Here is a 13,896-nt window from a genome sequence, read left to right on the forward strand (position 1 = left end):
ATGTCCAGGGTCCTCCCGCTGCTGCTCCTCTCCCTGACCTTGTCGGCCCAGGATGCCTTCCGCAAGCTGCCGGATTGGGCGGCCACCGTTGCCCGGGCCGCCCAGGGCGAGACGGCTCCGAATCAGGCCGATGCCTGGGTCCTCCTCGACCGCACTGAGATCGCCTATGTGGGCAGCGGGGAGATCCGCCAGCGCCGGTTCCGCCTGGTGAAGGTGATCTCCGAACGGGGGCAGGGCCATCGGACCTTCACCCTGCGGGGCCTGGGGGGAAAGGCCAGCAAGGTGAAGAAGCTCAAGGGATGGAATCTCCGGCCGGACGGCGAGATGGTGAAGCTGGACCAGGACGAGGTGGTCACCATCCACGACGCCGGGAGCTCGGAATTCAGCACCGAGACGCTCACCGGAGCCTCGCTGGATCGGGTGGTGCCGGGCAGTCTCCTGGCGTTCGAATCCCTGGAATCGGTGGAAAGCCCGTTGGGACCCGTCGCCCAGGAGTGGATCATGGAGTCCACCCCGGTCCGTCGGTGGGAGCTGGAGGTGGCCAAGAAGGATGGCTGGTTCACCAACCTCAAGGCGGTGACGATCTCCATGGAGAAGTACCACTTCCAGCCCTGGATCACCAAGGTCGAAGAGGTCCAGGGCTCCCGCCTGGCCCTTTCGGATCTTCCGGCCCTGCCCAAGGACGAAGGGGGCCACCCGGACTTGTCCGGGCTCCTGCCCATGGTCCGGGTCTGGTTCCTCGACCCTGAGCTCGCCACCTCCCGGATGTGGAGCAGCTGGAATGGGCTGGCGACCTGGGCGGAACAGAACTATGTGGCCAAGCAGGTGCCTGCCACCGCCGCCGCGCGCGGATGGTCGGGCGTCGGCGGATTGAAGGCGCTCCACGCCTGGATGGGGGGGGCCCTCACCTACAAGCAGATCTACCTCACGCCAGAGCGGGGATGGGTTCCCGAGCGCTCCGACGAGGTGGGGCGCAAGCGCTATGGCGACTGCAAGGACATGAGCTGCTTCCTCATCGCGGAGGCCTCGGCCATGGGCTTTCCCGGCTTCCCCGCGCTCGCCTCCATCGGAGGCGCTGAAATCAATCCGGCGGATTCGCCCTATCCTGTGTTCAACCATGTGATCGTGGCCCTCAAGCTGGAGCAGAGCCTTGGGTTCCCGGCCGAAGTCGTCACCCCGCGGGGCCGCTTCCTGCTGGTGGACCCCACGGACCCGCTGACCCCGCTGGGCCTGCTCAACGAGGCCCACCACGGGCGCCATGTGATGCTCTGCCTGGGGGACGGTGCCCAGTGGGTGCGGATTCCCGATGCCGCGATCCAGCCCAGCCGGCTTGAGATGGATCTGGAAGGGGAGGCCGCCCGGGATGGGCGGCTCGTGGCCACCCTCCAGATTGATGAGACCGGGGATGCCTGGGACCTGCGTTCCACCGCCAAGGCGTTGGGGACCAAGGGCGTCCACGACAGGCTCGTGCGGGATCTGCTGGACCTTCCACCCACCGGGACCGTGGTGGTGCAGGGGCTGGGTGATCCGTTGGACCTCACCAAGCCCTTCCATGTGAAGCTCCGGGTGGATCACCCCCAGGGTTTCCGCGTGAACGGCTCGGAACGCGAGCTCGTCGGCTGGGGCATTCCCTGGCCCCGGGGCCTGATCCAGAAGGTGGGTGAGGCCCGACGGTATCCGGTCCAGGCCCGCAGCTTCGGCGAGCGGACCGTGAAGGCGCGGCTGAAGATCCCGGAGAGCGTCGAACCGATCGCCCCCAGCCGAGCCGGGGAGACGGCCTTCTGCGCCTTCTCCTGGGAGGCGGCAACCGAGCAGGCTGGGTCCAGATCCACCCTCACCTTCCGGTTCCAGCATCGGTGGAAGGAGGCGAACTTCGGCTTCGACCAGCGGGAAGCGGGCCTCCAGGCCTGGAAGAAGGACCGGAACCTGTTCAAGACCTTCCGGGAAGAGGCCCTCGCGTTCAAGGTGCTGCAGTAGGCGTCCGGTGCGGGCCGATCCAGCCCTGATCGGCTACACTGGTCTGCCCCGCTTTTTGACCCGAGGTCACATGAAAGACGCGACTCCCGAACAGGCCATGGATCTGTCCCAGCTGGAAAAGCCGGTACTCGAGCTGGAGGCCCAGATCCGGGCCATGGAGATGGACCCCTCCCAGTCCAAAGAGCGGGAAAAGCTGGAGAAGAAACTCGAGAAGCTGAAGGCCGAGCTGTTCACGAACCTCACGGATTGGCAGCGCGCCCAGCTGGCGCGCCACCCCAAGCGCCCGTACACGCTCGACTACCTGGAGCGGATCTGTGAGCGCTTCGAGGAGCTGCACGGCGACCGCCGCTTCGGCGATGATGCGGCCATCGTGGCGGGCATGGGCTGGATCGAGGGCAATCCCGTCATGGTCATCGGCCAGCAGAAGGGCCGGGACACCAAGCAGAAGATCCTGCGGAACTTCGGCATGCCGAAGCCCGAGGGCTACCGCAAGGCCCTGCGCCTCATGAAGCTGGCCGAGAAGTTCCAGCGCCCTGTCCTCTGCCTAATCGACACGCCGGGCGCCTACCCGGGCGTGGACGCCGAGGAGCGCGGGCAGGCGGAGGCCATCGCCCGCAACCTGCTGGAGATGGCCAAGCTTGAGGTGCCGGTGGTGGCCGTGGTCCTCGGCGAGGGCGGCAGCGGCGGGGCCCTGGCCCTGGGCGTGGCCGACCGCGTGCTCATGATGGAGAACGCCATCTACTCCGTGATCTCCCCGGAAGGTTGTGCCTCCATCCTGTGGAAGGACGCCAGCCAGGCCCCGAAGGCCGCGGCGGCCCTGAAGCTCACGGCCCCGCACCTGCTGGAGCTGGGCATCATCGACGGCATCGTGAAGGAGCCCCTCGGCGGAGCCCATTCCAACTTCGATGCTGCGGCTGCCGCCCTGAAGGAGGCCGTCGTGGAGGCCTTCTCGGAGCTGTCCGAGTTGTCGGCGGAGCAGCTGGTGGAAGAGCGGTACCAGAAGTTCGCCCGCATGGGCAGTGTCGGCTGATATGGACGCCAAGGTGTGGCGCCTCCGCCGGGAGATCCCGGCGGGTCCGGCGCCCTGGCGGGCCCTGGCGTCGGCCTGGGAGCTGGAGCCCCGCCTGGCGCGGCTGGCCTGGCTGCGCGGCGTGGACCAGCCCGAGGACCTCGCCTGGCGCCTCGATCCCTCCTGGGTCCGCAGCACGGACCCTCACCTGCTGCCGGGCGTGGACGCGGCCGTGGCACGCATCCGCCGCGCCGTGGAGGCCCGTGAGCGCATCGTGGTCTACGGCGACTACGACGTGGACGGTGTCACCGCCACGGCCCTGCTGGTGCGCGCCCTGGAGCGGCTCGGTGCGGAGGTCTCCTTCTTCATCCCCAACCGCTTCTCCGACGGCTACGGCCTGCACCTGGACTGCATCCGGGAGCTGAAGGAAGCCCGCAATCCCGGGCTCCTGATCTCCGTGGACTGCGGCGTGCGCAGCGTGGACGAGGTGAAGGCCAGCGCAGACCTGGGCCTGGACTGGGTGATCACGGACCACCACGCGTTGGGCCCGGACCTGCCACCGGCTTGCGCCGTAGTGCATCCCCACCTCGACGGCTACGCCAACCCCTTCCTGGCGGGCGTGGGCGTGGCCTTCAAGCTGGCCCAGGCCCTGCTCGGTGCCGTGCCACACCCCACGGGAGCGGACGCCGCCTTCTTGGACGGGATGCTGAAGCTGGTGGCCATCGGCACCGTGGCGGACGTGATGCCGCTGGTGGCTGAGAACGCGCTGCTGGTGCGCCGAGGCCTCGATTCCCTGGGCGGAAAGAACGGCCCCGGACTGGCGGCCCTCCTGCGCGCCGCGAAAAAAGAGGGCGCCTTGGGCGGCCAGGACATCGCCTTCGGTCTGGCCCCCCGGCTCAACGCCGTGGGCCGCATGGGCGGCGCGGAAGACGCGGTGCGCCTGCTGCTGACCCGCGATCCGGCCGAAGCCGAGGTCCTGATGGCCCGGGTGGAAGCGCTCAACCAGGAGCGCCGCACCATCCAGGAGGAGCTGGCCGCGCGGCTGCCCGCACCCGACGGGGCGGCCTTCGACCTGGTCCTGGATCCCACCGCCCACAAGGGCGTCATCGGCATCGTGGCCGGCCACCGCATGCGCGCCACGGGGCGTCCCGCCGGCGTCTGCACCGTCATCGACGGCGTGGCCCACTGCAGCCTGCGGGCGCCGGAGGGCTACGACCTCGGCGGCCTGCTGGCCCTGGCCCAGCCCTTCATCCTGGGTGGGGGCGGGCATCGCGCGGCGGCGGGGCTCAGCTTCGAGGCCTCCCGGCTCGCCTTCGTCCGCCAGGCGCTGCAGCGCGGCGCCTCTGAGCAGGCCGGCGGTCGCGAGGTTCCGCCCCTGCTGCTGGATGGCGGACCCGGCGACCTCCCGGAGGACGCGGATCTGGTTCGCCTGGAGCCCTTCGGGCAGGGGTTTGCGCCGCCGCTGGCGCGGCTCGAAGGCGCCGTGGCGTCCACGGCGGTGTTCGGGGCGGACCACTGGAAGCTCCGCCTGACGGGGACTCCGGATCCCCTCACCTGGTTCGCGGGGCGGGAGCGCCCCGTCCAGCCGGTCGCGGGCCACCACCTCTGTGTGGCTGCCGCGCCCCAGGGCAGTGCCCGCTGGGGCCGTTCCTGGCTGGTGGATACTCTGCTCGGAGAGGCGGTGCCATGAAGGTTGCGGCCCTGCTCCAGGATCTGCCGCCGGCCCGCCATCCGCTCTGGCGGGGCCTGGGCTGGGGCCTGGTGGCGAGCACCCTGGGGTTCACGCTGCGCTTCCTGGTCTCCGGTTCCGACGGCATGCCGGGCCGCACTGTGGGGGTCGATCCTCTGTTCGGCACGGGCACCAAGGGCAGTGTGGGGACGCTCACGGAGCAGCTCGGGTCCAACCGCATGGTCCTGGCCTACCGCACCATCGAAGGGGCGGAAGAGGACCTGCGCCTGGAGACGGTGAAGGGGAGCCTGGACGAGCCGACCGGCCAGTGGCGCATGCTGTCGCCCAAGGCCCGCCGCCAGGCCGGTGTCTGGACCCTCCAGGGCCCCATGGATCTGGAAGTGGCGGACCCTGGCACCAAGGTGCTCCTGGGCAAGGGCCGCGTGGAAAACCAGGGCCCGGCCCTCCGCTGGGCCGGGGGGGAATGGGAAGGGCTGGCTCCGCTGCGCTGGGAGGCCCTGGAAGGCTCCGCCCGGGGCGTCTGGAACCTGCCTACGGGCTGGCGCCGCGAGGCCGACGGCCGGTTTCGTGTGGACCAGGGTCCCGTGCGCTGGCAGGCCCCGGCGGACGGGACCGCCCCGGCCACCCTCCAGGGCATGGACGCAGAGCGGCTCTGGGCCATGCCGGGCTTCCAGACGGGACACCTGGAAGGGGTGAAGGCCCGTCTGGCGGAAGGGGCCCTGCAGGCCTCCGTGGCGGACCTGACGCCGGAGACGGTCACTTGGCCCGGGCCCCTCGCCTTCGAGCGGGCCGATGGGTGGCGGGGCAGCGCGAAGGGCGGGGTGGCGCCGCGTCCCGCACCTGGGGCGAAGTTCCAGCAGGTGGAGTTCCGGACCTTCCAGGCCCATCGGGCGGGGCCTGCGGGAGAGGAGCGCCTGTCCACGGACGGAGCCCGGTGGACGCCGGCGGGCCTGCGCCTGGAAGGCAGTGTGGTCTGGGATCAGCCCCTGGATGGCCAGCGCCTCGTGCTGCGGGCACCACGGGTGCTCATGCGGGAAGGGCCGGGCAGTGACCTGCCCGAATCTCTGCCCGTGGGCCATGCCGTGGCGGAAGGCCAGGCCCTCCTGACCTGGGGCCGGCGGAACCTGGCCTCGCCCCGCATGCAGGTGGAGCGGGCCACCCGGCGCTGGAAACTCCAGGCCCCGGTGCTGGGCCGCGGCGAGGATGGCACCTTCAGCGGAGGCGCGGGGCAGGGGGATCCCAGGTCCTGGACCATCGAAGGGCCGGTGCAGGTGAACCTGTTCTCCGGTGGCAGCCTGCGCGGGGCGAGGCTCGTGTGGGAGGAGGCCCTGTGGACCCTCACCGGCCGTCCCGCGGCCTGGAGCCGCCTGCGTGAGCGGCTGTCCGGGCCCCGCATTGTCCGGAGGGGCGAGGCGGTGAGCTTCCCGGAAGGGCTCAGCGGCACCCTGGCCGCCGCGGACGGGGATCTGTCCCTGAGGGCAGAACAAGGGCAGAGCGAAGGGCAGAGGATCCTCCTCACGGGCGGAGTGGAGTGCCAGGGACAGGGATGGCGCCTGGCCGCGGACTCCGTGACCGTCACCGTGGGTCCGGACCGCACCGCCAAGCTGATCCAGGCCAAGGGCGCGGTCACCTTGCGGGGGCGCCTTGGCGAAGGCCAGGGCGAGGCCCTGGACCTCGAACCGGGCACCCAGACGGTCAAGTGGCAAGGCCGTGTGCGCGGCAAGGGCGCCGGTCCGGGATGGTGAAGCTGCGCTCGTTCTAGGGCATCATGGTGCAAACCTCGTAACAGGAGGCACCATGCCCCGGTTCAGTTCTCTCTCGCCTCTGGCCCTGCTTCTCGCCGCCCTGCCGGTCCTGGCGGCGCCGCCGGCGAAGGCCAAAGCTGCGGAGAAGGTGGAATCGCCCTTGGCGGGGCTCCCCCTCCGGAACCTCGGGCCGGCGGTCACCTCGGGCCGGGTCGCCGACATCGCCGTGGACCCCCGCAAATCCGATACCTGGTATGTGGGGGTGGCCTCCGGCGGCGTGTGGAAGACCGTGAACGGCGGCACCACCTGGACGCCGCTCTTCGACAAGGAAGGTTCGTTCTCCATCGGCTGCGTGACGGTGGACCCCCATGACTCGAACACGGTGTGGGTGGGCACCGGTGAAAACAACTCGCAGCGCTCCGTGGCCTACGGCGACGGGGTGTACCGCAGCCTGGACGGCGGGAGGCACTGGGAGAACCTGGGCCTGAAGACCAGCGAGCACATCGCGAAGATCCTGGTGGATCCCCGGAACAGCCAGGTGGTCTTCGTGGCCGCCCAGGGCCCCCTCTGGAAAGAGGGTGGCGAGCGCGGTCTCTACAAGACTGTCGATGGCGGCAAGACCTGGAAGGCCGTGCTGACGGTCGACGCCCACACGGGCGTCACCGACGTGGTGGCCGATCCCCGCAACCCCGATGTGCTGTACGCGGCCACCTACCAGCGTCGCCGCCATGTCTGGGGCATGCTGGATGGAGGGCCCGGCAGTGCCATCCACAAGAGCCTGGACGGTGGCCAGACCTGGACGAAACTCACCGAAGGGCTGCCCAAGGAGGACCTGGGCCGCATCGGCCTGGCCATCCCCGCGGGCGAGCCCGACACCGTCTACGCCACGATCGAGGCCTCCGGCAAGGCCGGGGGGTTCTTCCGCAGCCAGGATGGCGGCCGCACCTGGGAGCGCCGGAGCGAGCAGGTCTCCGGCAGCGCCCAGTACTACCAGGAACTCTTCTGCGACCCCAAGGATCCCAAGCGCGTCTATTCCATGGACACCTGGATGCAGGTGACCGAGGACGGCGGCAAGACCTGGCGCCGCGTGGGCGAGAAGTACAAGCACGTGGACAACCACGCGCTGTGGATCGATCCCGCCAACCCGGAGCATCTGCTCTCCGGCTGCGACGGCGGCCTGTACGAAAGCCGGGACCGCGGCGCCACCTGGGCCTTCGCGGCCAACCTGCCGGTCATCCAGTACTACCGGGTGGCCGTGGACAACGCGCGTCCCTTCTACAACGTGTACGGCGGCACCCAGGACAACTTCTCCATGGGTGGCCCCAGCCGGACCAGAAATCTGCACGGTTCCACGAACTTCGACTGGTTCGTGACCCAGGGTGGGGACGGCTTCTACAGCCAGGTGGATCCCGACGACCCGAACACCGTGTATTCGGAAAGCCAGTACGGCGGCCTGGCCCGCTTCGACCGCCGCACGGGCGAACGGGTGGAGATCCAACCCCAGCCCGCACCGGGGGAGGAGCCCTTCCGCTGGAACTGGGATGCCCCGTTGATGCTCAGCCCCCACAACGGCAAGCGCCTCTATTTCGCCGCCCAGAAGCTGTTCCGCAGCGAGGACCGGGGGGACAGCTGGACGGCCGTGAGCCCCGACTTGACCCGGAAGATCGACCGCAGCCGGCTGAAGATCATGGACAAGGTGTGGGGCGTGGACGCGGTGGCCCGCAATGCCTCGACCAGCTTCTACGGCAACATCGTGGCCTTCACCGAAAGCCCCAGGATGGAAGGTCTGCTCTATGTGGGCACGGATGACGGCCTCATCCAGATCAGCGAGGACGGCGGCAAGGCCTGGCGGAAGCTGGACCGCTTCCCGGGCATCCCCGACCTGACTTATGTCTCCTGCCTGGCGGCCAGCCCCCATCAGCCCGGCACGGTGTATGCCGCCTTCGACAACCACAAGACCGGCGACTTCCGGCCCTACCTGCTGCGCTCCCGGGACCGTGGCCGCACCTGGGAATCCATCGCCGATGGGCTGCCGGAGCGGGGCAGCATCTACACCCTGCGCGAGGATCCGGCCCGGGAGGGCCTGCTCTACTGCGGCACCGAGTTCGGCCTCTTCTTCAGCCTCGATGCCGGGAAGACATGGTCCCGGTTCACCCAGCTGCCCACCATCGCCGTGAAGGATCTGGCCATCCAGAACCGGGAGGGCGATTTGGTGGTGGCCACCTTCGGCCGCGGCTTCTACATCCTCGATGACCTGACGGCCCTGCGCGAGGCGCGGGCCGAGGACTTCACGGCCGAGGCCCACCTCTTCGGCCTCCGGCCCGGCCAGGCCTACATCCCCGCGGTCCCCTTTGGCGGGCCCGGAAAGTCCTTCCAGGGCGACGCCCTCTTCCTGTCGCCCAATCCGCCCTTCGGCGCCGTCTTCACCTACCACGTGAAGGCCGAGCCGAAGTCGCTGAAGAAGCAGCGTCAGGAGAAGGAGAAAGAGGCCGCCAAGGCTGGCCAGGATCCGGTGATCCCCAGCTGGGACGCCCTCCGGGCCGAGGATCGCGAGGCGGCCCCGGCGGTGGTGCTGACCATCGCCGCCAGCGATGGGCAAGTGGTGCGCCGCCTCGCTGCGAAACCCGAAAAGGGCCTCCACCGCCTGGCCTGGGATCTCCGTCTCCAGGATCCGGCGCCCATCCGCCTGAAGACCTCCGGCGACCGGGATCCCTGGGACTACGGCGACCACGGTGCCCTGACGGCGCCGGGGCGCTACCAGGCCACCCTGTCCTTCCAGGTGGATGGCGTGCTAAGGCCCGTGGCCGGCCCCGTCGCCTTCGAGGTGAAGCCCCTGGATGCCGACCGTCTGACGCCAGCCCAGTGGACCGAATACAGCGCCTTCTGCGCCCGGATGGGCGATGCCCAGCGCCGGGCCGTGGGTGCTTCCGAGCGGCTGGGCGAGGTCCAGAACCGCCTTGATTTCGTCCGGAAGGCCCTCCTGGAGACGCCTGCTGCCGAGGTCGCTCTGCTGGACCAGGCCAGGAAGCTGCACGCGGAGCTGAAGGAACTGCGCATCCTCCTCAGCGGAGACGCCACGGTGGCCAAGTATCAGGAGCCCACGGCTCCGGGCATCCTGGGCCGCATCCGCGCCGTGACCGGCAGTGTGTGGTCCACCACGCAGCTGCCCACGGCCTCCCAGCGCCAGGACCTCGGCTGGGCCGAGGAGAGCCTGAAGGCCTTCCAGGGACGGTTCGAGGCTGCCTCGGGCGCGCTCAAGGCCTTGGAGGACGCCCTGGATGCGGCCAAGGCCCCGTACACACCCGGCCGGCTCGTCCGCTAGCGGCTTTTCGGGCCGCGCGCCGGTGACGGCGCGCGGCCACCGGCGCGATCGGGCGGGCAGTATGTTCTGATAGATCCATGACCGAACCGACCACCTGTCTCGAGGCCGTCAACCTCCAGAAGCGCTACGGCGACCGCACCGTGGTGCGGGACGTGAGCCTCTGTGTCGGCATGGGCGAGGTGGTGGGGCTGCTGGGACCCAACGGGGCGGGCAAGACCACGACCTTCTACATGGTGGTGGGGGTGGAGGCGCCCGACCGGGGGGACATCCGCTGGCTGGGCCAGGATGTGACCGCCCAGCCGATGCATCGACGGGCACGACTGGGCATCGGCTACCTGGCCCAGGAATCCAGCGTGTTCCGGGGCTTGACAGTGTGGGAAAATCTCATGGCCCTGGCGGAATTGCAGCCAGTCTCGAAGGCGGAGCAGAAGGACCGCTGTGAGCAGCTTCTGGCCGACTTCCACCTGGGCAAAGTGCGCGACACCCTCGGCATGAGCCTTTCCGGTGGGGAACGCAGGCGCTGCGAACTGGCGCGGGCCCTCGTGACCGAACCCCGGATCATGCTCCTGGATGAACCCTTCGCCGGCGTGGATCCCAAATCCGTGCTGGAGATCCAGGGACTCATCGCCGACCTCAAGGCGCGAGGCATCGGCGTGCTGATCACCGATCACAACGTCCGCGAGACCTTGCAGATCGCCGACAGGGCCTATATCTTGGCGGACGGGATGATCATGAAACACGGCCTGCCCAGCGAAATCGCAGAAGATCCGGACATCCGCCGGGTCTACCTGGGCGACCGGTTCAGGTTGGATTGATCGTGGCTGGCCCCTTCCTCTCCCAGCGCCTGGCCCAGAGCCAGACCCTTGCGCTCACTCCCGCGATGCAGCTGAAGCTCAAGCTGTGGCAGATGAACCTGCAGGAGCTTTCGCAGACCATCGAGCGCGAGCTGGAGGACAACCCCCTGCTGGAGCTGGCCGACGATGGCGACGAGGTGCCGACGCTCGAGGCCATCGAGGAAGGGCGCGACTCTGACGTGACCGAGGCGGCCTCCGACCAGGCCGGTGATGGTGTGGAACTGCCCGAGGGGGTGGACACCATGGACCTGGGACCGATGCTGGATGCGGCGGGCGAAATGAACCCCGAAAGCGATCTGGAGAAGTTCACGGAAGAAGGCGTGGCCCAGGTCCAGGAGACCGAGTTGGGCGCCGAGAACAGCTGGGATTCGGATCTGCCCCGGACCAGCAACCTGCCGGAGGAGGACCGGTTCTCCTGGGAGGACCGCCTCAGTGCCTACGAGTCCCTCCAGGACCACCTGGTGGGCCAGCTCTACGAGACCCTGGAGAACGACGATCCCCGGGCGGCCCTGGTGGAGCGGCTGATCGACCGGCTCGACCCGAAGGGGTTCCTGCGGATGGATCCTGACCAGCCCTCCGTGGAGGCCACTCCGGCAGCCCTGGCGGCAGACCTGGGCGTCACGGAGGAGGCGCTGCGCGCCGCCCTGGATGTCCTCCAGGAGTTCGATCCCTCCGGCGTGGGTTGCTTCACGGTGCAGGAGAGCCTGCTGCTCCAGCTCCGGCACGCGGGCGCTGAACCGGACGATCTGGCGGTGCGCATCATCCAGGACCACTCCGCGCAGGTGGCGCAGCGGGACAGCGCCAAGCTGCGCCGCGCCCTGGGCTGCACCGACGCGGAACTCTGCGTGGCTATGGACCAGCTCAAGCATCTCAATCCCTCGCCCGGCCGGGCCTTCGATCCCGAAGGCGAGCGGGTGGTGAAGCCCGACGTGGTGGTGCTCAAGGGCGAGGATGGCAATTGGAAGATCTACCTCAATGACGAGGGCCTGCCCCGGCTCAAGGTGAACGGCGATTACCAGCGGTTCCTGGCCTCCAGCGACGCCAAGGCCGACAAGGATTTCATCCGCGAGCGCTTCCGCAGTGCCCGGGACTTCATCCGGGGCGTGGAGGACCGGAACCGCACGGTCCTGCGGGTCTCGGCCCAGATCGTGGAGCTCCAGAAGGAGTTCCTGGAGCACGGCATCGAGCGCCTGAGGCCCATGGTGCTGCGGGACGTGGCCGAGGCCACCGGCTTCCATGAGAGCACCATCAGCCGCGTGGTGAAGGCGAAGACCATCCACACGCCCCAAGGGCTCTACGACCTGAACTATTTCTTCTCGGCGCGCCCCAAGGATTCGGACATTTCCGCCACGGTGGTGAAGCACCGCATCAAGGCGTTCGTGCAGGCCGAGGACCCTGCCAAGCCGCTGTCCGACGAAGCCATCGCCGGCCTGCTCGAGCGGGACGGCATCAAGGTGGCCCGCCGCACGGTGAACAAGTACCGCGAGGAGCTCAAGATACCTCCTGCCTCCCAGCGCCGGCGCCGCTAACCGGGCTGAGGCCCCCTTTCCGGCACCGGATCCATGATCCCCGGGCCACCCGGCCCTTTTCAGGAGTGTCCCATGAAGGTCCATTACACCGGCCGCCACGTGGAGCTCACCGAGCCCCTGAAGCAGTTCACCAAGGAGCGGCTGGACAAGATGGCCACCTACCTGGACGACATCATCGACGTCCACGTGATCCTGGCCGTGGAGAAGCATCGCCACGAGGCCGAGATCACGCTGAAGACCCGCGCCAGCGCGTTCGTCGCCTCGGCCACCACGGATGACATGTACACCAGCATCACCCAGGCCGTGGAGAAGCTGGACGTGCAGGCCCACAAACACCAGGGCAAGCGCAACTCCCGCCCCCATGAAAGCGCCAAGGCCGGCGCCGTCGAAGATTAGTCATTCCCTCTTTTCCGATCAAAGGCGGCCCATCCGGGCCGCCTTTGATATCCTTGAAGGTCCGGAGTCCGCCATGCCCGATCCCACCCATCTCTACGCCCCGAAGACCAGCACCGAGCCGACCCAGATCTGCGAGAAGTGCCGGAACCCCTACACGCTGGACCACTTCCAGCACGGCGTGGCAGGCCAGGAATGCGTCTGCCGCCGCTGCCTCCAGGTCATGGGGTACCAGGTCTAGGCATGCTGAGGGCCCTTGATACTCCCGAAGCGATCCTGGAGGGTGTCCTCCAGGGCCGCCGCGTCACGGCCGCCGAAGCGCTGCTGCTCCTGGAGCGGGCGGAACTTCCGGACCTCGCCGTGGCCGCCACCGCCGTGCGGGACCGCCACAACGATCCGCGGCGCGTGAGCTACGTCATCGACCGCAACGTGAACTACACGGACATCTGCAACGTCTACTGCACCTTCTGCGCCTTCTACCACAAGCCCGGCGACACCCGCGGCTATGTGCTCACCAAGGAGCAGCTGAAGCAGAAGGCCGAGGAGACCCAGGCCATCGGTGGCACTGGCTTCCTCCTGCAGGGCGGCGTGAATCCCGATCTGCCCTGGGACTACTACCTGGACCTGGTGCGCTACCTCCACCACGACCTGGGCATCTGGGTCCACGGCTTCTCGCCGGTGGAGATCCAGATGATGGCCAAGCTCAGCGGCCAGACGCTCGGCAAGACCATCGCGGACCTGCGCGAGGCGGGCCTCGGTTCCATTCCCGGCGGCGGCGCGGAGATCCTGGTGGACCGCATCCGCAAGAAGATCGCCCCGCTCAAGGGCGGCCGCGAGAAGTGGCTGGAAGTGATGGAGGCCGCCCACGAGGAGGGCGTCAAGACCACGGGCACCATGATGTTCGGCATCACGGAAACCATGGCCGAGCGCATCGAGCACCTGGAAGCCCTGCGCGATCAGCAGGACCGGGCCCTGGCGCGGAACAACGGCGGCGGCTACACGGCCTTCGCCGCCTGGCCCTTCCAGAGCGGCCACACCCCCTGGGAAGGCAAGGTGCCCAAGCCCACGGATGTCGAGTACCTCCGCACCATCGCCATCGCCCGCATCTTCCTCGACAACTTCGCGCACATCCAGAGCAGCTGGGTCACCATGGGCCGCAAGACCGGCCAGCTGGCCCTGCACTACGGCTGCGACGACATGGGCAGCCTCATGCTCGAGGAGAACGTCGTCAGCGCCGCCGGCACCTGCTACAGCGTGAACAAGGACGAGATGACCCGCATGATCCGCTCCGCCGGCTACGAGCCCTGGCAGCGGGACAACATCTACGGCGAGATCCAGGGCTGACCGGGGTCTTTCCGCCATTGCCTCCGGAGTCCC

The 13,896-nt window shown here is 68.9% G+C and carries 10 protein-coding genes; all 10 read left to right on the forward strand.

The genetic code is table 11. The features are described 5' to 3' along the window. The 10 genes from MLE43_RS01080 to mqnC all read left to right on the forward strand — a co-directional run bounded on the left by MLE43_RS01080 (position 1) and on the right by mqnC (position 13,863). Complete coding sequence (locus tag MLE43_RS01080; protein ID WP_243300871.1) at positions 1–1,977, forward strand: hypothetical protein; 1,977 nt, start codon at positions 1–3, stop codon at positions 1,975–1,977. Positions 1,978–2,047: 70 nt separating this feature from the next. After that, a complete protein-coding gene (locus MLE43_RS01085) occupies positions 2,048–3,007 on the forward strand; it encodes an acetyl-CoA carboxylase carboxyltransferase subunit alpha (RefSeq protein WP_243300873.1) in 960 nt (319 codons plus the stop codon). Between the two features lie 13 nt (positions 3,008–3,020). Continuing rightward, entirely contained in the window at positions 3,021–4,676 is a 1,656-nt protein-coding gene (locus MLE43_RS01090; RefSeq protein WP_243300875.1) for a single-stranded-DNA-specific exonuclease RecJ, read from the forward strand. Continuing rightward, positions 4,673–6,421, forward strand: coding sequence for a hypothetical protein (locus MLE43_RS01095; RefSeq protein ID WP_243300876.1), 1,749 nt, complete (start codon positions 4,673–4,675; stop codon positions 6,419–6,421). Before MLE43_RS01090 ends, MLE43_RS01095 begins: the two co-directional genes overlap by 4 nt. Before the next feature lie 52 nt (positions 6,422–6,473). Next, the gene (locus tag MLE43_RS01100; RefSeq protein WP_243300878.1) at positions 6,474–9,743 is read left to right on the forward strand and encodes a WD40/YVTN/BNR-like repeat-containing protein; all 3,270 of its coding nucleotides are present in this window, start codon (positions 6,474–6,476) and stop codon (positions 9,741–9,743) included. A 77-nt stretch (positions 9,744–9,820) separates the two neighbouring features. Next, positions 9,821–10,558 (forward strand): LPS export ABC transporter ATP-binding protein, encoded by a 738-nt coding sequence (gene lptB, locus MLE43_RS01105; RefSeq protein WP_243300883.1) that lies wholly within the window; start codon positions 9,821–9,823, stop codon positions 10,556–10,558. Positions 10,559–10,560: 2 nt separating this feature from the next. After that, entirely contained in the window at positions 10,561–12,126 is a 1,566-nt protein-coding gene (gene rpoN / locus MLE43_RS01110; RefSeq protein ID WP_243300884.1) for an RNA polymerase factor sigma-54, read from the forward strand. 72 nt (positions 12,127–12,198) lie between these two features. Next, positions 12,199–12,522 carry a ribosome hibernation-promoting factor, HPF/YfiA family gene (gene hpf, locus MLE43_RS01115; RefSeq protein WP_243300885.1) on the forward strand — a complete coding sequence of 108 codons (324 nt, stop codon included), beginning with the start codon at positions 12,199–12,201 and terminating at the stop codon, positions 12,520–12,522. 73 nt (positions 12,523–12,595) lie between these two features. After that, positions 12,596–12,760, forward strand: a complete 165-nt coding sequence (locus tag MLE43_RS01120) for a hypothetical protein (protein ID WP_243300886.1) — start codon at positions 12,596–12,598, stop codon at positions 12,758–12,760. A 2-nt stretch (positions 12,761–12,762) separates the two neighbouring features. Continuing rightward, entirely contained in the window at positions 12,763–13,863 is a 1,101-nt protein-coding gene (gene mqnC / locus MLE43_RS01125) for a cyclic dehypoxanthinyl futalosine synthase (protein WP_243300888.1), read from the forward strand. Positions 13,864–13,896 lie beyond the last annotated feature (33 nt).

It is taken from the genome of Geothrix oryzisoli (assembly GCF_022808865.1).
GTDB classification, from domain to species: Bacteria; Acidobacteriota; Holophagae; order Holophagales; family Holophagaceae; genus Geothrix; species Geothrix oryzisoli.